The 18,961-nt window shown below is 65.1% G+C and carries 18 protein-coding genes; 8 read left to right on the top strand and 10 right to left on the bottom strand.

What is annotated here, in order from left to right; genetic code table 11:
• Positions 1 to 3 precede the first annotated feature (3 nt).
• Positions 4 to 843: a helix-turn-helix transcriptional regulator gene (locus tag CA982_RS08155; protein WP_086534830.1), complete on the bottom strand. Its 840-nt coding sequence runs from the start codon at positions 841 to 843 to the stop codon at positions 4 to 6.
• Positions 844 to 965: 122 nt separating this feature from the next.
• On the opposite strand from CA982_RS08155, the gene CA982_RS08150 reads away from it, so the two are divergent.
• Positions 966 to 1,907 carry an SDR family oxidoreductase gene (locus tag CA982_RS08150; protein WP_086534829.1) on the top strand — a complete coding sequence of 314 codons (942 nt, stop codon included), beginning with the start codon at positions 966 to 968 and terminating at the stop codon, positions 1,905 to 1,907.
• A gap of 131 nt (positions 1,908 to 2,038) precedes the next feature.
• On the opposite strand, the gene CA982_RS26555 is transcribed toward CA982_RS08150, so the two are convergent.
• Positions 2,039 to 2,179: a hypothetical protein gene (locus CA982_RS26555; protein WP_158097805.1), complete on the bottom strand. Its 141-nt coding sequence runs from the start codon at positions 2,177 to 2,179 to the stop codon at positions 2,039 to 2,041.
• A gap of 203 nt (positions 2,180 to 2,382) precedes the next feature.
• Here CA982_RS26555 and CA982_RS08145 point away from each other — a divergent pair, with 203 nt between their 5' ends.
• Entirely contained in the window at positions 2,383 to 3,132 is a 750-nt protein-coding gene (locus tag CA982_RS08145) for a DUF6319 family protein (protein WP_086534828.1), read from the top strand.
• Positions 3,133 to 3,150: 18 nt separating this feature from the next.
• On the opposite strand, the gene rsgA is transcribed toward CA982_RS08145, so the two are convergent.
• Positions 3,151 to 4,236: a ribosome small subunit-dependent GTPase A gene (gene rsgA / locus CA982_RS08140; RefSeq protein WP_086534827.1), complete on the bottom strand. Its 1,086-nt coding sequence runs from the start codon at positions 4,234 to 4,236 to the stop codon at positions 3,151 to 3,153.
• 311 nt (positions 4,237 to 4,547) lie between these two features.
• Positions 4,548 to 6,347 (bottom strand): ABC transporter ATP-binding protein, encoded by a 1,800-nt coding sequence (locus tag CA982_RS08135; RefSeq protein ID WP_086534826.1) that lies wholly within the window; start codon positions 6,345 to 6,347, stop codon positions 4,548 to 4,550.
• A gap of 268 nt (positions 6,348 to 6,615) precedes the next feature.
• Between CA982_RS08135 and CA982_RS08130 the strand changes: the two genes are divergently transcribed.
• A complete protein-coding gene (locus tag CA982_RS08130) occupies positions 6,616 to 6,984 on the top strand; it encodes a hypothetical protein (protein ID WP_086534825.1) in 369 nt (122 codons plus the stop codon).
• Positions 6,985 to 7,020: 36 nt separating this feature from the next.
• Here CA982_RS08130 and CA982_RS08125 read toward each other — a convergent pair whose 3' ends face one another.
• The gene (locus CA982_RS08125) at positions 7,021 to 7,605 is read right to left on the bottom strand and encodes a hypothetical protein (RefSeq protein WP_208617909.1); all 585 of its coding nucleotides are present in this window, start codon (positions 7,603 to 7,605) and stop codon (positions 7,021 to 7,023) included.
• A 247-nt stretch (positions 7,606 to 7,852) separates the two neighbouring features.
• Here CA982_RS08125 and CA982_RS08120 point away from each other — a divergent pair, with 247 nt between their 5' ends.
• Positions 7,853 to 8,797 carry an NADP-dependent oxidoreductase gene (locus tag CA982_RS08120; protein ID WP_086534823.1) on the top strand — a complete coding sequence of 315 codons (945 nt, stop codon included), beginning with the start codon at positions 7,853 to 7,855 and terminating at the stop codon, positions 8,795 to 8,797.
• A 94-nt stretch (positions 8,798 to 8,891) separates the two neighbouring features.
• Here the strand turns inward: CA982_RS08120 and CA982_RS08115 are convergent, their stop codons facing one another.
• On the bottom strand, positions 8,892 to 9,389 hold the full coding sequence (locus CA982_RS08115; protein ID WP_086534822.1) for a hypothetical protein: 498 nt from the start codon (positions 9,387 to 9,389) through the stop codon (positions 8,892 to 8,894).
• A 160-nt stretch (positions 9,390 to 9,549) separates the two neighbouring features.
• Between CA982_RS08115 and CA982_RS08110 the strand changes: the two genes are divergently transcribed.
• Positions 9,550 to 10,017, top strand: coding sequence for a hypothetical protein (locus tag CA982_RS08110; protein WP_086534821.1), 468 nt, complete (start codon positions 9,550 to 9,552; stop codon positions 10,015 to 10,017).
• Positions 10,018 to 10,512: 495 nt separating this feature from the next.
• Here the strand turns inward: CA982_RS08110 and CA982_RS08105 are convergent, their stop codons facing one another.
• The gene (locus CA982_RS08105; RefSeq protein WP_086534820.1) at positions 10,513 to 10,788 is read right to left on the bottom strand and encodes a hypothetical protein; all 276 of its coding nucleotides are present in this window, start codon (positions 10,786 to 10,788) and stop codon (positions 10,513 to 10,515) included.
• Entirely contained in the window at positions 10,788 to 11,138 is a 351-nt protein-coding gene (locus CA982_RS08100; protein WP_086534819.1) for a helix-turn-helix domain-containing protein, read from the bottom strand. Before CA982_RS08100 ends, CA982_RS08105 begins: the two co-directional genes overlap by 1 nt.
• A gap of 907 nt (positions 11,139 to 12,045) precedes the next feature.
• Here CA982_RS08100 and CA982_RS08090 point away from each other — a divergent pair.
• The 3 genes from CA982_RS08090 to CA982_RS08080 all read left to right on the top strand — a co-directional run bounded on the left by CA982_RS08090 (position 12,046) and on the right by CA982_RS08080 (position 15,409).
• Complete coding sequence (locus CA982_RS08090) at positions 12,046 to 12,654, top strand: MspA family porin (protein WP_244176173.1); 609 nt, start codon at positions 12,046 to 12,048, stop codon at positions 12,652 to 12,654.
• A gap of 38 nt (positions 12,655 to 12,692) precedes the next feature.
• Positions 12,693 to 13,031, top strand: a complete 339-nt coding sequence (locus CA982_RS26845) for a hypothetical protein (protein ID WP_244176172.1) — start codon at positions 12,693 to 12,695, stop codon at positions 13,029 to 13,031.
• Between the two features lie 863 nt (positions 13,032 to 13,894).
• Positions 13,895 to 15,409, top strand: coding sequence for an RHS repeat protein (locus tag CA982_RS08080; protein ID WP_086534816.1), 1,515 nt, complete (start codon positions 13,895 to 13,897; stop codon positions 15,407 to 15,409).
• A 1,163-nt stretch (positions 15,410 to 16,572) separates the two neighbouring features.
• On the opposite strand, the gene CA982_RS08075 is transcribed toward CA982_RS08080, so the two are convergent.
• Entirely contained in the window at positions 16,573 to 17,418 is an 846-nt protein-coding gene (locus CA982_RS08075) for an enoyl-CoA hydratase (RefSeq protein WP_086534815.1), read from the bottom strand.
• On the bottom strand, positions 17,415 to 18,959 hold the full coding sequence (locus CA982_RS08070; RefSeq protein ID WP_086534814.1) for an AMP-binding protein: 1,545 nt from the start codon (positions 18,957 to 18,959) through the stop codon (positions 17,415 to 17,417). The genes CA982_RS08075 and CA982_RS08070 overlap by 4 nt, the downstream gene beginning before the upstream one ends.
• Positions 18,960 to 18,961 lie beyond the last annotated feature (2 nt).

Below are 18,961 nucleotides of genomic sequence, written 5' to 3'. Positions count from 1 at the left end.
CGATCAGAACGCCGACGGTGCCGCGACGACAGAAAGCAGTCGGAGTTTCTCGGAGCTCGCGCTGCCCGGGGTCGCGGTGTAGACGAGCAGCGAGTGCGAACACCGCGGGTCGACGAGGATCTGGCAATTCAGCTCCAGGAACCCGACTTCGGGATGCACGTACCTCTTGACGTCTCGCGGGGCGATGCCCACCTCGTGCCGGGCCCAGATGTCGCGGAATTCTCGGCTCTCCCCGCGGAGTCGTTCCGCCAGTGAGGCCGCGTGGGATTCCGGGCCACGGAGCGCCAGCACTCCTCTCAGGCCCGAAACGTACATGCGCGAATAGAACTCGTGGTCCTCGACAGGATGCAACCGCCGAGAACCGGAATCGGTGAACCACCGATATCCGATACTTCGCGCGGGACCGTCGAAACGCATGAGGTCGCCGACGAGTGCGACTCCGAGTCTGTTCTGGCGCAACGTCTCACCGAGTTCGGTGACGATCTCGGCCGGAGTGTCGGTGAGACGGTCGAAGATGCGCATCATGCCCGGGGAGACGTGCTCGCCCTCGGATCCCCGCATAGGCGGCTGGTGGCCGGCGAGAAGGAAGAGGTGATTTCGCTCCTCGCGCGAGAGGTGCAGTCCTTGAGCGATGGCCGCGATCATCTGCGGCGACGGCTGCGGGCCGCGCTCGCGTTCCAACCGGGAGTAGTAGTCGGTGGACATGTGACTCAGCGCGGCGACCTCCTCGCGCCGGAGTCCACCCGTGCGGCGGCGTTGCCCGCGCGGCAGCCCCACATCCTCCGGCTGCAGGGCGGCACGCCGCACCCGAAGGAAGTCGGCGAGGCCGGCACGATCGATCATGCGGGTGATTCTTCCGTGGACGGGTGGCGCGCAGCCACGGATCGACAGGTCGTGGTTAACGGTGCGACACCACGCGACACTCGGAACACGTGGGAATGAACCCGACCCGACGAGGAGCTCCGATGTCACGAGGTAGCAGATATGACCTGACCATCCCAGATCTCACCGGTCGACGAACGGTGGTGACCGGCGCGAGCGACGGTGTCGGATGGGAGATCGCGGCGGCTCTGGCCGGCGCCGGCGCGGAAGTGGTCATGCCGGTGCGCAATCCGAGCAAAGGTGCGGCGGCTGCCGAGCGCATCCGCGGACGTCATCCCGCGGCCACGCTCATCGTCGAAGAAGTCGACCTGGCTGTCTTGTCTTCGGTCGAGGCATTGGGCGCGCGGCTCCGGGCCGACGGCACACCGATCACCATCCTCGTCAACAACGCCGGTGTCATGACCCCGCCGGAGCGCATGACCACTGCCGACGGATTCGAGCTCCAGTTCGGCACCAATCACCTCGGGCATTTCGCTCTCACCATCACCATCCTCCCGCTGCTCCGAGCCGGGAAGGCGCGGGTCACCTCGCAGACGAGCATCGCGGCGAGACGCGGCGCGATGCAGTGGAACGACCTGAACTGGGAGCGCGGTTACGACGGGATGAGCGCATACCGCCAGTCGAAGATCGCGTGCGCCCTGTTCGGGCTCGAACTGGGACGCCGAAGTCGCGCTGCCGGCTGGGAGGTGACGAGTACGATCTCGCACCCCGGCGTCGCTCCGACGAGCCTCCTTGCGGCGCGGCCGGAGGTCGGCAGGACGGTACCGACCGGTGGCCGCCGGGTGATCGAGTGGTTGTCGAGACATGGTGTCGCCGTCGGCACCGTCCACACGGCGTCTCTCCCAGCACTGATGGCTGCCACTGCGCCGGATGCGGTCGACGGCGCGTTCTACGGGCCTCAGTGGCCGGGGAACGCGGGCGGACCGCCCGGCGCGCAGACACCGTGGACACCGTTCCGTGACCACGAAGCGGCAGAACGTCTTTGGGATGTGTCCGAGCAGCTGACCGGGGTGCGAGCGGGCTGAGCGTCAGACTCCGGCTGTCGAGCCCGTCGAACCAGTGGTGTGTGCCACCTGCGGACCGAAGTCGACGCAGGTGACACACCGGCAAAGAGCACTTGTGGTGCTTTCCACTCGAAGTCTGGCGGGGCCCGGGGTCAGGGGAAGAGGGTGAGGAAGGTGGCGGCCGAGGTCACGCACAGCAGCGCGGCGATCGTCATCCCTGCGTAGGCGTGATCGGCGATCGGGACTTCGCGCGTGGTGGATGCCGCGGGTGCCGGGGCGATTGCCTGAGTCACAAGTTTTCCCTCCGAAGACCCATTACCGTCCCTGAGAACATTAGGGGCGCGAACGTTCCGGAGTGATCTCGTGGTGACCATCGAGGCCAGTCCGATGCATAAGGTCACGAGAACATCACGGTCACCGGCTGTAGGTTTGAGTCGCGCCGCGGCCGCCGACGCCACACCGGAGCGCCGCGATCCTGGAGAACCAGTTCGCACGCATGTGCGATAATGGCGCGGTGAGTGCACAGACGAAGGCCGGACTGACCACCGGCGACCTCGAGTCGCTGTCCGCTGCATTGGCGTCCGGCAAGCGAGTCACCGTGTATCTGCGAGATGCGATGCCATCGTTGGATCTGGAGGCGGGCACCTCGGCGCGGGTCGTGTCGATCGACGGTTCGACAGTGACGGTGAGCCCCAGGGGTGTCGACGATCAGTTGCCGTTCGAGGCCGATGAGTTACGACGACACCGAACGGCCTCGACCACGGCGACAGCCACCGGGGGGCGGACGGTGAAGCGGTCGCCCGCACGAGAAGACCCGGCCCCGGTGGCCACAACCGTTGTCACCGAGAACGTTTCTCGCCAGACGCCCCCGAGGACTCGACCCGGTACCGTCGCGGGGCCCTCAGCTGCGGAGTCGGCGCCCGCGCCCGCGGCGAGCAAACCACCGCGTAAGACGAAGGCGCCGACCGCGCCGACGACCGTGACCATCACCGCGGCGGGGGAGAGCACCTGGACGGTGTCGGTCTCCCACGGCAGCAGGAAACAGGGCAAACCGGCAGAGGTCACCGCCGACCGGGTGGCCCGGGCCATGCGAGAACTGGACGACGAGACCGCGATCACCGCTGTCGACGCCGTCATCGAGTCGGCACGCTCCGCCGCTCAGCGCCGCATCGAGGAACTCAGTCAGGAGCTCGAAGCCGCACGGGCCGCCCTTGCGCACCTGGACGGTCCCGTCGGCGACGACTGACGAGCTGAGTGCGTCCTTTCAGCCCTGTCGGTCCCGAAAGCGATACATCGCACGTATGTCTCGCGTGATGGCCTTGTCCCGCTTGCTTCGCTTACTCGCCTCGCGGGCATCGCCGCGGGCGGCCGACCATTCGCTTTCCCGAAGCAGTTTGCGGTAGCGCTCCAATCGACCCGAATCGAGCCGACCTCCTCGAATCGCCTCCTGCACGGCGCATCTGGGCTCGCTACGGTGCTCGCAATCGCGAAATCCGCAGTCGAGCGCCAGCTCCTCGATCTCGGAGAAGGTCCGACCGGCCGCGTCCGCGACATCCTGGACCCCGATCCCACGCAGGCCGGGGGTGTCGATGAGGATCTTGCATCCCGGGAGAACCAACAGCTCACGGTGCGCGGTGGTGTGCCGTCCCTTACCGTCGGCCGAACGGATGTCGTTGACCGCCATGCGATCGCGTCTCAGCAACGCGTTGGCCAGACTCGACTTGCCGGCTCCGGAGGAACCCAGCAGGACGGCGGTGCCGATGATGGTGGACGCGAGGAGATCGATACCGACGCCGCTGACCGTGCTGGTCGCCACCATCTCAGCGCCCGGGGCCACCGCGCCGACCGCGGCTTCACCGGCGAGGATGTCGTCGACGAGGTCTGATTTGGTCAACGCGATGACCGGTCGCGTGCCGGCGTCGTAGGCCAACGTCAGGAAGCGTTCGATCCGACCGAGGTTCACCCGGTCGGCCACCGACACCGCGATGATCACCGTGTCCACGTTGGCCGCGAGCACCTGCCGTTCCGACGTCCGATCCGAACTGGCACGCGCGATCGCCGTCCGGCGCGGCAACACGTCCACGATCTGGGCGGGCTCGCCATCGCGACGAAGCACGACCCAATCGCCGGTGCAGACTGTCCGCTCGCGGTCGGTGACGAGTCCGGAGCCGCGGACCGCGCGAACCGGACCTGTTGCGGTCAGGGTGTCACACCCGCCGCGATCCACCCGCACGACGCGCGCGGGTACGTCACCGGCACAGGCATGCTCGGTGAACAGTGCCGAAAAGTAGTCCTCCCAGCCGAGAGCGACGAGTTCGATACGGGAGGAGGAATGATCTGGAGAATTCACTGTGGAGACCTTCGGGATGAGCCCGCGACCCCATGAGTTCAACCGAGCGGCGATCAGGTCGCGTGCGCGGGAACAACGTTCGAGGGTCAGAGACGGGCTGGAGAAAGGGGGATGGTTCGGATGCTGTCGACGACAGCGATCTCGACGGCAACCATCGACTCACCTCCAGGTCTCGTGCGGTCCGTCAGCGAACAGCGCGGCTCACGCTAGCGCCAGCCGCCACGGCCCGCCACTTCTTTTTCACCTGATCTCGATCCGGATGACGTCGAGCCCGGATTCCGGGTTCTGTGTCATACGGGTCGTCGAGGCAGTCAACCGCGATCCGCGGAGTCGAGGTCGGTGTCGATACGCATGGCGGCCACCAGTTCTCGATAGAGCTCGTCGGTCGCGAGCAGGCTCCGGTGGTCGCCGACCGCACGCACCCGGCCGGCCTCGAGGACGACGATCTGGTCGGCGTCCATGATGGTCGAGAGCCGGTGCGCGATGGTGACGACGGCCCCGCGAGTCGCCTGTCGTCGGATCCCCTCGGCCACCGAGGCCTCGGTGAGTCCGTCGAGCTGGGCGGTCACCTCGTCGAGCAGGAGGAGTTCAGGGTCGACGACCAGCGCTCGGGCGAGTGCGATCCGCTGCCGTTCCCCGCCGGACAGCGTGGATGTGGTGACATCGCCGAGGAGACCGCCGGGCATGGAACGGACCCGGTCATCCATCCGAACCGCCGCGAGGGCGCGCCAGACCTCGTCGTCCGAGGCTTGGGGTGCCGCGTAGACCAGGTTGTCGCGCACCGTTCCGGGAACGAGTGGAGTGTCCTGTTCGACGTAGGCGATGCGGGCCCGCAGGTCGTGGAGTGTCCACTGGTCCAACGGTCGGCCGTCGAGCACGATCTCCCCGCGATCCGGCCGTAGGAACTTCAGGAAGAGGGAGAAGATCGTCGTCTTCCCGGCACCCGACGGTCCGACGATGGCGGTATGCCCGCGACGTGGAATGGTCAGGTCGATGCCGTCGAGCGCAGCGGGAGCATCGGGCGCGTAGCGGTACACCACATCGCGGAGTTCGAGCGCGGCCGCCGCCCGGTCGACACGGGCCGGAACGGACTGGGTCACCGTGTCGTCCGATTCTGTTCTGAGATCGGAGATCTCGGAGATCCGAGCGGCAGCGGCAAGTCCCGATTGCAGTGCGGTGACACTCATCGTGAGTAGCGAGACCGGCATCATCAACTGGAATCCGTAGAGCAGGAAGGCGATCAGGGTACTGACGGTCATCGAACCGTCCGCGACGCGCCAGGCACCGAACGCCAGGACGACCATGACCGCGAGGTTGATCCCGGCCCCGGTGATCGTCCACGCCCAGGCCTCGATACGGACGGCCCGGATACCCTTGCTCGCCGATCGATGCGCGAATTCTCCGATCCGGTCGGACTCACGCGCCTCGGCTCGACTCGCCTTGACGGTGCGTATCGATCGGAGGATTCCTTCCAATCGTCCACCCAGGAAACCGATCTCGGCTTGCGCGTCTTGCTGCGCCTTGGCGAGCCCGGGCATCAAAACTGCAGCGGCGACACCGACCATGATGATGACGACCATCGTCGTCGCGAAGAGCTGGAGATCCAGAACCGCCATGAGTACCAGCGCGCCGGCCATTCCCACAAAGCCGTTGACACCGTTGACGATGCTCGATGTCGTCGCTTCTCTGATAAGCAACGTGTCGGAGGTGACGCGGGCGACCATCTCGCCGCTCGGCCTACGAGCGAGCTCAGGGACCTCGACGCGGAGCAGGTGGCCGATCAGCCCGGTTCGGGTGGCCAGGATGATGCGCTCGGCCAGCGTGCCCAACATGATCGTCTGGATCAGACCGATCACGGAGCCGGCGACGAGCAGCACGGCCAGAACCGTGATCGGTGCCGCGAGGGACTCCGAGACCGCGAGACCGTCGAGTACCCACTTCGTGACCAGAGGAGTGGCGAGTTCGGCGGCGGTACCGAGGAGACCGAGGAGGACGCCCAGGGCGAGTAGTCCCCGGTACGGGCGCATGTAGCCCCAGAGAATCGCCAGTTTGGCGCGCATCGGCATGTCCGGGGTCTGCCCGGGGTCGGCCGTGGATACCGAAGTCGTCATCGAGTGAGCCCTCCCGAGCGGAACATTCAAGATCTAGAATGACATATTCCCCCGCCCGGCAGTCACCAGCCGATGCCGCCCTGGGGAGGCGAGCACCATTCTCGACCGACAGTCGAAGGAAGCGGTGGGCGGCTGCGAATCGCCTCGCGCAGAACCGGAGCCGGTTGATGTCGATCGCATCCGACGTGATCATCCTACGGCGCCGCGCCGCCGATCAGTTTCGTCAGATGGTGTGGTCAGACTTCACACACACACGATCGGATGAGGCATGAGCAACGTCAGCATATGGGCTTGTGTAGTCGCGGTTGTCGCCGCATTCGTGGCGAGCGCCCTGTACTACAGCGTTCTGGGCGCACCTGCCGCGGCGGAGGTTCACCGGCCGACCTGGGCGACGCCGGTCGTCGAACTGATCCGAAACGGTGTGCTCGTGGTGCTTGTCGCCGGCCTGGTTGCGCGCCTCGACCCGGGCCTCAGCGGCGCACTCTCGCTCGCGGCGGGACTGTTCCTCATTCCGCTCGTGCTGCTCGCCGGCGCGGTGTTCCACGAGGGAACTGCGATGTCCGCGGCAGCCGAACACCTGGGCGACTGGGCCATCAAGCTACTCATTCTCGTCCTCATCGTGTCGCTGTGGCGGTGACGGCGGGAATCACAACGGGTCCCGGCACGTGGGTCTTCAGGCCGGCTCCAGGGCCCGCTTGGCCTTTTCCAGTGCGGCCAGCGTACGGAGCACCGAGTCGCGCTTGGCGGTCAAGTCGGACACCTTCGCCCTGCCGCTCAGGCCGGGGTCCGCCTGCGCGACTGCCAGCCGTTCCTCGATCTCGGACAGCTGCCCCAACAGAGACTGGGCGCGGCTCATGAGCTCCTCACGGTCGGGTCGGGAGACGTCCGCCGGCCGGGCGCTTCCGGATCCGACGTTCTTGGCCTTGGGGGCCGTCGTGTGTCCGGCTGTCCTGGTGGTGGATGTGGATGGTGCGGTACCGCGCTTCCCGGACCGGGCGCGCAGTGGGGGCTGTGTGCGGGTCTGATTCAGGACTGCCCAGGCATCACGAGCCGCGACCCGGTGTTCGCGTTCTTCTTCGTCGTCGGAGGTCAGTGACGCACCCAAGGGTCGTAGACCATAGAAGCCGACGAACTCGCGGGCCGCCGCGATGACCTGTTCTGCCTCGCGGCAGCGCCCGCACCGCGGTTCGCCGCGGAGTTCTGCGATGTCGTCGCTGGATGAGCACCACACGCAGGAGCGAGTAGTGGAGTCGGTCACGATGGCATCGGTAGAAGCGAGATTCACGGGTGAAAACACTACGGCACAATGCCTTTCATACGGCGACCGGGTCAGGTTCCGCAGCGTTCGGCCAGGACGTGCACTGATTTTCCCGCGCTGGACGACATCCCGCTCCGGCCGGATGTCGGACGCATCCGGTCGCGCATCACGATCGTCACGGTGTGACGCATGGCAGATCTCTCACTGCTGTTGGAATCATTCCGTCGATCCACCCGTTGGTGCCACCATGCGAGCAATCACGTACACCCGCTTCGGCGGCCCCGATGTCCTCGAACTGACCGATCTCCCCGCGCCCAAGGTCGGTCCCGATTCCGTGCTGGTACGCGTTCGGGCGTCGAGTGTGAATCCGGTGGACTGGAAGGTCCGCGAGGGCTACCTCGCAGAGATCATGGACACCGTGTTCCCGGTCGTCCCGGGCTGGGATGTCGCCGGCGTGGTCGAGCGGGTCGGGTTGGACACGCCCGAGTTCGAGGTCGGCGACGAGGTGTTCGGTTACGTCCGTAAAGACGTTGTCGGTGGGGAAGTGGCAGGCGGTACGTTCGCGGAGCTCGTCGCCGCCCCGGTACGGACGCTCGCGCACAAGCCGTCCGGCTGGTCGTTCGAGGCGGCAGCGGCGGCTCCGCTCGCCGGTCTCACGGCCTACCAGACGATCCGCCGCGCAGGCGTGCAGTCAGGTCACACGGTCTTGGTTCATGCCGCCGCGGGCGGCGTCGGGTCGTTCGCGGTCCAGATCGCACGATCGCTCGGCGCACGCGTGATCGGCACCGCCTCGGAGTCCAATCACGATTTCCTCCGAACCCTCGGGGCCGAGCCCACCACATATGGGGAGGGTCTGGCCGACCGGGTACGCGCACTCGCGCCCGAGGGCGTCGACGTGGTGCTCGACTATGTCGGCGGTGACGCGCTCGACTCGGTCAGGGACGTGCTGCGCGACGGCGGCACCGTCGCCTCGATCACCGATGCGCGGGCCCGCGACGAATTCGGCGGCCACTACGTGTGGGTTCGGCCCGATTGTGCTGATCTCGCCGAGCTGGCTCGACTCGGCGAGGCGGGCGACCTCACGCCGGAGATTGCCGAGGTGTTCGATCTGGCCGATGCCGCCGGCGCCCACGAACGCAGCGAATCCGGTCATGTGCGCGGCAAGATCGTCGTACGCGTTGCGACCGAGTAACAGCACGAGCGATCTAGTCAGGCCCGTCCCCGCCCACGGCGCAATGGCTCAGTCCACGAGGACTGGCGGCTCGCGGCCGCCAGGTGACCGCTGATCAAGGCATCTCCATCGTCTGGGCACGACGGATCTCCTCCACAGCTCGGTTCACGTACGCTGTCGGGTCGACCTCGGCACGTGCGGCGAGGTGGGTGATGACCACCAGTGCAGCAGCGGTGGTCTCGGTGCCCACCAGGCCGGCGGACGACACCGCATGGGGGTCGGCGGTGTCGCTCACTCCCAACGCACCGGTCAGCACCAGCGCCACAGCCGCGGGATTGACGGCAGGATTCCATGTTGCGACAGCCCGGCTCGTATCGGTCAACACCTCGGACACATCATCGCCGGTAAGCCCATCGGGAAAGACGGTCTCGAGCAGTTCGCGCAGCATGAGCGCGTGCACCTCACGTGACTCATGGTGCAACGCAAGCAGGTCGGCCGCGGCATCGAACGCCTCGGAGTCGTGGGCGCGCGCAGCACGAATGGCGTGCCCGGTGGTCTGCGCGACCTTGTTCGCCATCGGCGACCGGTCGGAGCGTGACTCGTTGTGAGACATAGGAACTACTCTCCTCGTGTGTCCGGCAGCCAACAACCCAGAAATCCGCGCCGACGCTCGACCCAGGTGACACTCCACAAGGCGTCGGCCACAACCGGAGTTCTCCACACCGGGGTCCGACCTCCGGTCACGAGCTGGTTCCCCTGTCAGTATTCCGCACATGGGAATTCGCTACTACGCCTACCCGTTGCAGCCGAGTGATGTGGACGCGGCTCGACGCAATCCGTATCCGTTCCTCTCGGCTGACCCGCTCATGGACGCATGGGGACCAGAAGAAGACCGCCCCCGGATGCTGTATCTCGACAAGGCTTGGCGAGAGCTCCAGCACGTCTTCGCTGTGAGTGACGGCCGATTACAACCGCGCATCTCCTTGGAGCTTGTCAAAGGAAACGTGACGCCGGTGGGGAAGTACGGTGGCCATGTCGGGTTCGTCCATGTGTTGCCTCCCGACGTTGTTCAACAAATTGCCGAAGACATTGTCATGGTCGAGCCGATCGTGGAGACCGACATCATCGAGGCCGTGCCGTACTCGAGCGCCGACTACGCCAATGAGTTTCTCCGCCAGGCGCAGGACTTCATGGTCACCCTCGCTGCCGACGGCCTGGGACTCGTCTACACGATTCGATGAGGCGACGAACCGTGTAGCCCAATCGCATTCGAGCCTGTGCGGCTCCCAGTCATTTCGTCACGGGTGACGAAATGACTGGGAGCCGCACATCCGCGGCGGGGCCGCTCCGAGGCGGGATGAGTCCCACAGGAAGCCACCCGAGGAGAAAGCCAGGCTGCAAGGGAGCCGATGGTTTCATGTTCGGCGCCGTGGCCGCCACCACGCGGCCATACCGGAACTGCACCGGAAGCAAAGCTCGAACTGCCACTGGAACTGTCACAGCGACGGACCCACTGACGATGAGTCGTCCCGGTTACCCGCGATACAGAGGCAGGCCTTTGTGCTTGCCACAGTCATCTTCCGCTGTGCCGATAAGATACATTATGTCAGGTACAGCACCGCAGTTTGCAACCAGACCCCGGTATCGTCGTCGGGACTGTAGTGAATTGAACCTGAACAGTGGCCAAGCCCGCACCACTCGGACAACGATTCGGCCCCGGCTCGACCTCATACCGTTCAGGCTTGATGGCGTGGGGCCCGGGTGCGCTGAGTTGGGAGCCGGCCAGCGACGTGCAGGCCGACGCGGATCGCGGCGCGCACGAGGAGGATCACCCCGCACACGGTGACCACCACATCCCATACAGACCGGGGACCGATGAGCGCCGAGATCGTGATCGGCAGCGCCACAAACACATAGAACGCATCATTGATATCCAGGCGGTCGCGGCCGATACCAACCCACCCCCACCGCCCACCCAGGACGTCAACACCCGGCGGTTCGGGTGAGTGCATCACGAGGTGCGGCGTTCGGTGATGCCCAGGCGGAAGCAGTCGTCATAGATGGTGCGCCTGCTCACACCGAGCCGTTCAGCAATGGTGCTGTGATCGACTCCCGCCGCGCGCATCTGGGCAACCAATTCACGACGACGAGTCGCGCGCGGACGATGCTTCGGCGCGGTGCCGGTACGGGCGAACTGACTCGCCCACTTGCGCACCGTGGTCCAGTCGATACCCAACCGGCACGCGATACGCCGATCTTCCCAACCGAACCCGCGGAAGTGTTCCCACTCGTGCCGCACCTCCGGATCGGGGATCGCGGCTGCCGGGATCGCGACCTGCCGCTCACCAACTACCACCGTCATGGTATTCACGATAGTGCATCATGCGCGTCGGATGGTGCATTGATGTGGCCATCGCCAACACAAGCAGAGGGCGCGGCCCTGTCAGACGTCGAGAGTGAGAAAGACGCACACTCATGGGTAGACACGCTTCGGGGCGAATCGCCCCCCCCCGCCCCGGGGGTTCAGACTTCCGGGACCTTCGTTTCTTGCTGTCCGTACCGATATGCCTGTGTCTGGGCGTCTACGCCCTTTTCTGGGGTATCTCCATGGTCGCCAACCCTCAGACCTGCGATCTCAAGGTCATGACCTCAGCAGATCTCTGCCAGCCCGAAACCAGGGGTCGGAGAGCTTGATCAAAGGTTCGGAGCTCGACTACCCGGTGAGTTACCACACCGGGTCTACATCGGCGCTGGCTTGTTCCTGGTCGCCAGCTCCATCGGGCTCGGCGTCCACCAACTCACCATCCTGTGGGAGCGGCGCGGCGGCAAAGAGCGCCACCACGACAGCGACTACCACTGACAAAGCCATCAGGGTTTCGCTGGCCACTCAGTTGCCGACATCAACATCAGGTGAGGGTGCTCAGGGCGCCGATCGCGTCGAATCACCCCGCGCGTGTGCTCGAACAACGCGTTGATCAACTCAGCCCACGCCAACCCCTCCTCTACAACGCCGTCGGCATCGCCGCTGGGGTCGGCGTCCACCGCCTCCCCCACCTATTTCACCCCCTCTCTCGCTGCTTGTCGGCGCAACGCTGCGCCCCCAGCGGTTAGCACCGAGTGTTGCGTCTGTCACAACCGGCAGTTTTCGATAGTGAATATCAGAGTCGTGTGGTGGACTCTCCGTATTCACGATAGCGAATGGTTGGTACGTTGATGTTGATACTGGGTGTGGCCTGCGGGGCAGCGCGCGTCGACGCGTGGTCACGGGAGTGGCAGCGGTCGCTGTCGCGGTCGGTCTGGTGGTCGGCGCCGGGCCCGGCACTGCGGCGCCGGCCACCTTTCCCGATCACCAGGTGTCGAAAACCACCGCCGACGGATGGCGGGTCACCGCCATCAAAGCCGACGAGAAAGTCCGCAGCGTCGCACCCCTCAACCAATCACCCTGGACCCGTGAAGGATTCCTGTCACTACGCGGCGAAGGACGCATCACCGGCGCCGGCCGTACCGCAGTCTCGGCCGGCACCATCACCGCCGGCTTCCAGATCGGCTGCAACACCGACGTCACCTCCGGGATAACCCTCGGCATCACCGCCGGCCCCACCGCCCAAATGTCGATCTCCTGGCCACCAGCACTGATCGTCGGCGCCCAAGCCAACGGCAACATCTCCACCACCTTGAAACCCGGCACCATCGCCAACATCCCCTTCGGCACCAAAAAACTCGCCGGACCTTCTGCCGGACTCACCGTCGACGGCGTCCACGTCAAAGTCGACGGCTGCCTCGGCCCCGTCGCCGTACGCGCCTACACCACCCTCGCCATCTCCACCCCCACCAACGACAACACCATCAACGTCTACGGCCAACCCCACTACCTCTGATTCCCTCTTATAGCCGCACTCTCGAAGGAGCTTGTGCCATGAGCACGGCCACTTTCCATGCCCGCGATGTGGACGCCAGGCATTCGGCGACCACACCCCTTCGTCCGGTGGCTCTGGCCGAGCAGGAAACGTCTGCTCCTGCACCGGTCGGGCCCACGCCGGCGAACACAGTCCCGCTAATGAAGGCTGGCTTGTTTGTTGCCGGGTGCGTGTTACTGGTCTTGGCCGCAGCGAATCTGTCGAACTTGGGGCAGTGGTCAGATCGGTGGGGTCAGATTCCGGTGGTTTTGGTGTTCTTTCTGGTGATGTCGATCGCCGGACGCTGGTTCTGGACCGGCGCCGACGCGATCCTCGCCAGGGTGATCGGGAACCGATGAACCGCTTACGATTGGGGGGGCTTGCCGACGGTGCCGCCCAGCGGGGTCGCGGCCACCACCGATCATTGACCGCGTCGACGTTGTTGATCCTGCTCGGTACCCTCAGTGGCGCCGGGGTGCTGGCACTGATCGCAGCGGCCGGTTCAGCGCCATCGGCACGAGCAGATGCGTTATGCGATCAGATGCGCGCACAGTACGGCGCTAACTGGCCCTGCATCAGCGTGCCCACCTACACTCCGCCGCCCACACAGAACACCCGGCCACCCACCATCGGACCCGGGGCTGACAACGCAGGCAGTGGCCCCGGAATTGCGGGCAACCCCGGGCCGGGCCCCGGGGACGGTAACAGCATCCCGATCGTCCCGGTCCCCGGACAGTCCTCGACGCCACAGAGTGGACCCCCGCCGAGCGCTTCCGTGGCCGAGAGCACCGCACCGACCCCGGACCGCGGGGCGCCGGCCGTTGGCGACAATCGCACCGCGGCGCGACCAACGGCACCGGCGACATCGGATGCGTCGTCGCACGCATCCCGCACCGCCCAGCCACTCACGAGTCCGTCCACCGCTGCCCGCCTATCGGAGGACTCTCGTGCACAGGTACTACTCGATCCGAACTCTTCGGACCGGGACTCGACGGTCCCGCTGGGAGCGTGGGTGCTGGCCGGGGCTGCCGCACTTGCCATCTCTCATCCACGAGCCCGGACCCTGCACGAACGCACCGGAACTGGCCGCCACGACGGCGGGGCTGGCAGCATGAGGTCATGGAGTCTGTTGCAGCGGGGTGGTTCTCACCGCGCTCAGATCGGCCCCACCCGCTTGGTACTGATCAACGACTCCACCAGTCCCCGTGATTATCGGTTCGCGATGAACGTTCCCCCGGGCGGCACCACACGCATCAACCCCGACGGATCTGCCACCGTGTACGACCGCAACGGCAATCCGATTCGGTCTGTCGCACGGCCGTGGGCCTATGACAGTGCAGGGCGTCCACAAAAGACCTGGTACACCGTCGCCGACAACGGTGACCTCATCCAGCACGTCGCCCCCGCCGACAACGCCTTGTACCCGATCCTGGCCGACCCCACCGACAATCTATGCACACCGCAAGATCCTGACGGTAACGGCATCGACGGGTTCCAACAGCCACAACAATCTCAGACCTCCACCGCGACAACCGCTCCTGACGGTTCGGTAGTCACCACCACTCAAGACGGCCACGGTGGGACGATCACGTCGACATCAACCCCAGTCCCCGCCTCCGGCGGCAGTGTCGACACAAGCATCGCCAACGCCGATGGGACCACAACCCAGACCCGCTCAGTGCCCGACGGCAACGGCGGCGTCACGACTTGGACGGCTAATCCGGACGGTTCGAACTCGATCGCCTACCCCGACGGCACCGTCTACACCGAGCCGGGGACGTCGGGCAATGGATACAGCCAGTCCACACCGACCGGCGATGGAGGAGTCGACACCGAATACACATCCCCGGATGGCGGTCAATACACCTCGCACTCCACCACCAACTACGACGGCTCCATACACACCGAGACTGACACGCCCGAAGGCCACGTCAGCAGCGATTCGGCCGTGACCGGAGATCAAGGCAACATCATCACTCAAGCGACCACTCCGCAAGGCGACACAGTGATGACTCGTTCAGACCCTGACCCAGACGGAACCATCAACACTCACAGAATCGTTGCCGTCACCACCGACGAGCAGGGGCGGACGATATACGTCCACGACGACGGGACTGCCTACATTCCCAACGTGGGTGATGGCACCTCGGCCGAAGTCACTGCCGGCGCAGACGGAAGCAAAGTCATCTGGTTCTCAGACGGTACCCGCAGTGTCATCGACAAAGACGGCAACCAGACGCTCTTCGACAAGTACGGCACACCAATGATGACCGCAGCCGCTAACGCCGCACCCAAGCTACTCACCGGCCAGGCAGTATCGCAGGGGTCGAAGTTGGCGTCGAACATCGCGGTCAGCATGGCGATCGCTGGATGGCTAGACAACAACCCCCAAGTCGCCAACGCCAGCATGAAGACCTTCGACTACGCCGTCCGCTTCGGCAAACTTGCTCCGGCCGTCGCCGCGCCCGTCGGCATGTACATGGACATCAAGAACGGCATCGAGCCCGGTAAGGCGGTCACCGTAGGAGCCCTCAGCGCAGGCGCCACCATTGCCACTGCCGCGCTCCTGGGCCCTGGCCTCGTGCCCGTCGTCATAGCAGCCGGCGTCGGCGCAGGTGTCTACTACGGCGGCAAATGGGCCTACGACAAACTTCCCGACGGTGTCACCAACGGCATCAACTCCGGAGTCAAAGCCGTCGGCAGCGGTATCACCTCAGTATGGAAGTCGATCTTCTGATGCGCAGGTACCTCAGATGGGCAGGACACATGTTGTGGTGGCTGGCACGCACCGTCACCTACTTCACAGTCCAGACGCTCGCCGCTGGCGCGGGCGATTTAGGCCGATGGCCGGAGCGCCCGCGGCTACCACCACGCCGACCAACCCACGACACCCCACGCCCCGTCGCTGAACCCGAGAACGCCCAAACAGCATCCGAACACGCCACGAAAGCCCTCGCGCGCAACCGCGCAAAACGATTCCCCAGAAAGAACCCGTGACCACCCGGCGTGCCGGAAGGGCCGCGAGTGTGCCGCCGGTGCGGCGATCGACAACTTGCATACACGGGTTATTTCCGTCGCCGGTGAGGTCTTTGGTGCCCGCCACTATGAGTCGGCGGTGAGCGACGCCTTCAAATCTCTGGAGGTCCGCGCGGCGAGTGCTACCGCCGCGCTGACACGCGGAACCTCGACAACTGGTGTTCAAGCCCTGTAGGTGGGGACTGTGCCGTAGAAGAGCCGGCCGGGCCGCTGCTGACCAATGAGTGTCGTGGCGTTGTAGATTTCTCACCGTCTGATCGGTAAGCGCCTGTCGCCCAGCTCGCGTCGGTCGATTCCAACGGCAGGATGCACACCCGGCTAGTCGGTTGGTGAGGGTCATTACGACACAGCCATTCTCGCGCTCTCCCGAACAATTGCACCCGGAGCGCGAGAGTCGTGATCAATGCTTCGCTGGGCAGTGCAGTCTCAGGGATGACCTCATGTAGACCGTGCGCGATTGCCCAGGACAACTCGGGCGCGATCGGCACCAGCTCACAACGCCGGCGGCACATACGACTCTGACCAGCCCGCCCAAATGATTTCAGTGATCAAATTCGAGCCCCAACGAGATGGCCGAGGCGAAACTCGTCGCCTCTCCCCTCAAGCGTCGACGTCCCTTACCGGAACTAGCAGGGCCTTGTTGCGCCGCTGTCCGCTGAGATCGATCGGGTCGACATCCGGAATAGCGACACGGTCAGAGTCGTAACGGTCGCACAATACATCCAGCGATGTCTGGAGTTGGGCTGCTGTACGACGCGGCCCCCACTCGTCGACCAACGAGTCAGTGGTGGTGACAATTCGCAAAACTCCTACGCGTTCGACGACACCATCTCGCATCGGACGGATTGGAATTTTGATCCCAGATCATGGGTACTGCTCTCGTCGGGCTAATTGTCGGATCAGGTCGGCGCCGTCGGGGTTGATGATGTCCCCGTACTGGGCGAGGTTGCTGGCGTGTCCCAGCATGTGCTGGACAAATCCCGCACTGACAGCGGATTCGTAACCTTGAGCGTCGAGAGAGGCGTTGACGCTGGCTTTGGCGAGCCGTAGACCATACGCAGGCATCGCGGCGATCCTCCGCGCCAGGTCGACGGTGAATTCGTCGAGGTCATCGTCTGCAACCACGTGGTTGACCATTCCCAGGGCCAGCGCTTCACCCGCTGTCAGTGGCGCCCCAGTGAAGAGCATTTCTTTGGCCTTGCGGTGCCCGACCTCCCATACGTGGGAGAAGTACTCCACCCCGTTGAGCCCGAATGCGACAACGGGGTCGGCGAACGTCGCCGTTTCGGATGCAATGATGAGGTCCATCGGCCACAACAGCATGAGGCCACCCGCGATGCTGCGTCCGTGCGCTTGCCCGATGGTCGGTTTGGGCAGATCTCGCCAACGGCGACACAAACCCCGGTAGGCCTCACACTCAAAGGCATGCCTGCCCTCCACCCCCGGTGCGCCCAATCCCGCACCGAAGGTCGCCACCGGATCGGCGGGGATCGTCGACTCGCGTTCATCAACATCGTGCCCCGAGGAGAAGTCCGGGCCCGCACCTGACAGGACTATGACCTTGATGCTGTCGTCACGGGCGCAGTCGCCGAAGGCAGCGTCGAGGTCGTAGAGCATCTGCGGGTTCTGGGCGTTGCGTCGTTCCGGGCGGTTGAGGACCAGCCGTGCAACCGCTGGCGCCGGCTGTTCCCTGCGGACCAGGGATGTCATGACGACTCCCCCGGCGCCAGCGACCTTTCGTCGCGCCAGTATGGTTCGCGCAGTAGGCGTTTGAACAACTTGCCGGTGTCCTCCCGGGGCAGGGAGTCGGTGATCACGACTTCTCGGGGCATCTTGTATCTCGCCAAGCGTGACGCGACGTGCGCCCGAACCGCACCGGGATCGATTTCCTTGCCTTGACTCGGTTCGATGTACGCAGCGAGCACTTCGCCGAGGTCGGCGTCGGGGATCCCGAAGACGGCGACATCGGCGACACCGTCGAGTTCGAGCAGGCATCCTTCGATCTCGGCTGGGTAGATGTTCACTCCGCCGGAAACCACCATGTCGGTCAGACGGTCGCTGAGGTAGAGATATCCGTCGCGAACATGACCGATGTCACCGAGGCTCAGGTAGCCGTCGCGTTCCATGTTCTCGCGCTTGCCTGGGTCGCCGATGTAGGTGAAGTCGGGCCATCCGGTGAAGCACCGACCGTAGATCTGGCCGTCAATCCCCTCAGGCACCTCAATACCGTTGGCGTCAAGAATCCGAATGTCGGCGTCCTTGATTGGCCGGCCGACTGTGCCTGGATGTGCGAGAAACTCCGCTGAGCTACACGCTGTGAAGGCCCCGATCTCGGCACCTCCGTAGTACTCGGACACGATGGGCCCGAACCAGTCGATGATCTGTGTCTTGACGTGGGGTGGGCAGGGCGCTGCGGCGTGAACGATGGCCTTGAGAGACGAGACATCGTAGGCGTTGCGTTTTTCCTTCGGGAGTTGCAGAAGTCTGGTGAGCATCGTGGGAACCACCTGGATGCTGTCCACCCGATGTTCTTCGATCAAGCGGAGTAGCTCTTCGGCATCGAACTTGGGCATGAGGTGGACGTTCATCCCCATTGCCACTGCGAACATGGCATGCACGTTGGGGGCGGAGTGATAAAGCGGCGCCGGCACCACTGTGGTGCCATCTGGCTCGAGGTGCCACAGCTCGGCGATGGTGGAGACGACGTGCGGACGGTCTTCATCGCGGATCGGTTCCCTCAGAACACCTTTCGCCCGACCTGTGGTGCCGGAGGTGTAGATCACGCTCATGGGCGCGGGGGGTGTCGGTCCAGACCACGGTTCGGGCCGCGTGCTCCAGTCCTGCAGCAGCGGGAAATCGCCGGACGTCGACGGGGCCTTGGAGCCGTAGGCGTCAGAAATCTCTGACGGGACGGCCGCCTCGACGATGGCGACATCTGGTTTCGCTCGTTTGCGAACGGCAGCAAGGAGATCCGTGTGCACGACGACCACGTTCGCGCCGCTGTCGCTGAGCGCGTGCGCCAGATCGTCTCCTGTCCAGTGCCAGTTGATCGGGACGGGTGCTGCACCGATGAGCCCGGCAGCGAGGGTCACCTCGAGAAAGGCGACATCGTTGCGCATGACGATCGCGACTCTGTCACCCGGGCCGACACCGACGCCGGCCAGTGCCGTGGCGAGCCGTGCGGCACGGTCCTGCACTTCGGGCAGCGTGCGCCCGAATCGACCGCACGTAATGAGGGCGGGGTTGCTCATAT

Source organism: Gordonia lacunae (genome assembly GCF_002149015.1).
Classification (GTDB): Bacteria; Actinomycetota; Actinomycetes; order Mycobacteriales; family Mycobacteriaceae; genus Gordonia; species Gordonia lacunae.
This window is presented reverse-complemented; position numbering and strand designations above follow the sequence as displayed.

Coding starts and splice junctions, on each gene's coding strand:
- CA982_RS08155 (WP_086534830.1), bottom strand. CDS start 843: ATGATCGATCGTGCCGGCCTCGCCGACTTCCTTCGGGTGCGGCGTGCC.
- CA982_RS08150 (WP_086534829.1), top strand. CDS start 966: ATGTCACGAGGTAGCAGATATGACCTGACCATCCCAGATCTCACCGGT.
- CA982_RS08145 (WP_086534828.1), top strand. CDS start 2,383: ATGTGCGATAATGGCGCGGTGAGTGCACAGACGAAGGCCGGACTGACC.
- CA982_RS08135 (WP_086534826.1), bottom strand. CDS start 6,347: ATGACGACTTCGGTATCCACGGCCGACCCCGGGCAGACCCCGGACATG.
- CA982_RS08130 (WP_086534825.1), top strand. CDS start 6,616: ATGAGCAACGTCAGCATATGGGCTTGTGTAGTCGCGGTTGTCGCCGCA.
- CA982_RS08120 (WP_086534823.1), top strand. CDS start 7,853: ATGCGAGCAATCACGTACACCCGCTTCGGCGGCCCCGATGTCCTCGAA.
- CA982_RS08115 (WP_086534822.1), bottom strand. CDS start 9,389: ATGTCTCACAACGAGTCACGCTCCGACCGGTCGCCGATGGCGAACAAG.
- CA982_RS08110 (WP_086534821.1), top strand. CDS start 9,550: ATGGGAATTCGCTACTACGCCTACCCGTTGCAGCCGAGTGATGTGGAC.
- CA982_RS08105 (WP_086534820.1), bottom strand. CDS start 10,788: ATGCACTCACCCGAACCGCCGGGTGTTGACGTCCTGGGTGGGCGGTGG.
- CA982_RS08100 (WP_086534819.1), bottom strand. CDS start 11,138: ATGACGGTGGTAGTTGGTGAGCGGCAGGTCGCGATCCCGGCAGCCGCG.
- CA982_RS26845 (WP_244176172.1), top strand. CDS start 12,693: ATGAGCACGGCCACTTTCCATGCCCGCGATGTGGACGCCAGGCATTCG.
- CA982_RS08080 (WP_086534816.1), top strand. CDS start 13,895: ATGAACGTTCCCCCGGGCGGCACCACACGCATCAACCCCGACGGATCT.
- CA982_RS08075 (WP_086534815.1), bottom strand. CDS start 17,418: ATGACATCCCTGGTCCGCAGGGAACAGCCGGCGCCAGCGGTTGCACGG.
- CA982_RS08070 (WP_086534814.1), bottom strand. CDS start 18,959: ATGAGCAACCCCGCCCTCATTACGTGCGGTCGATTCGGGCGCACGCTG.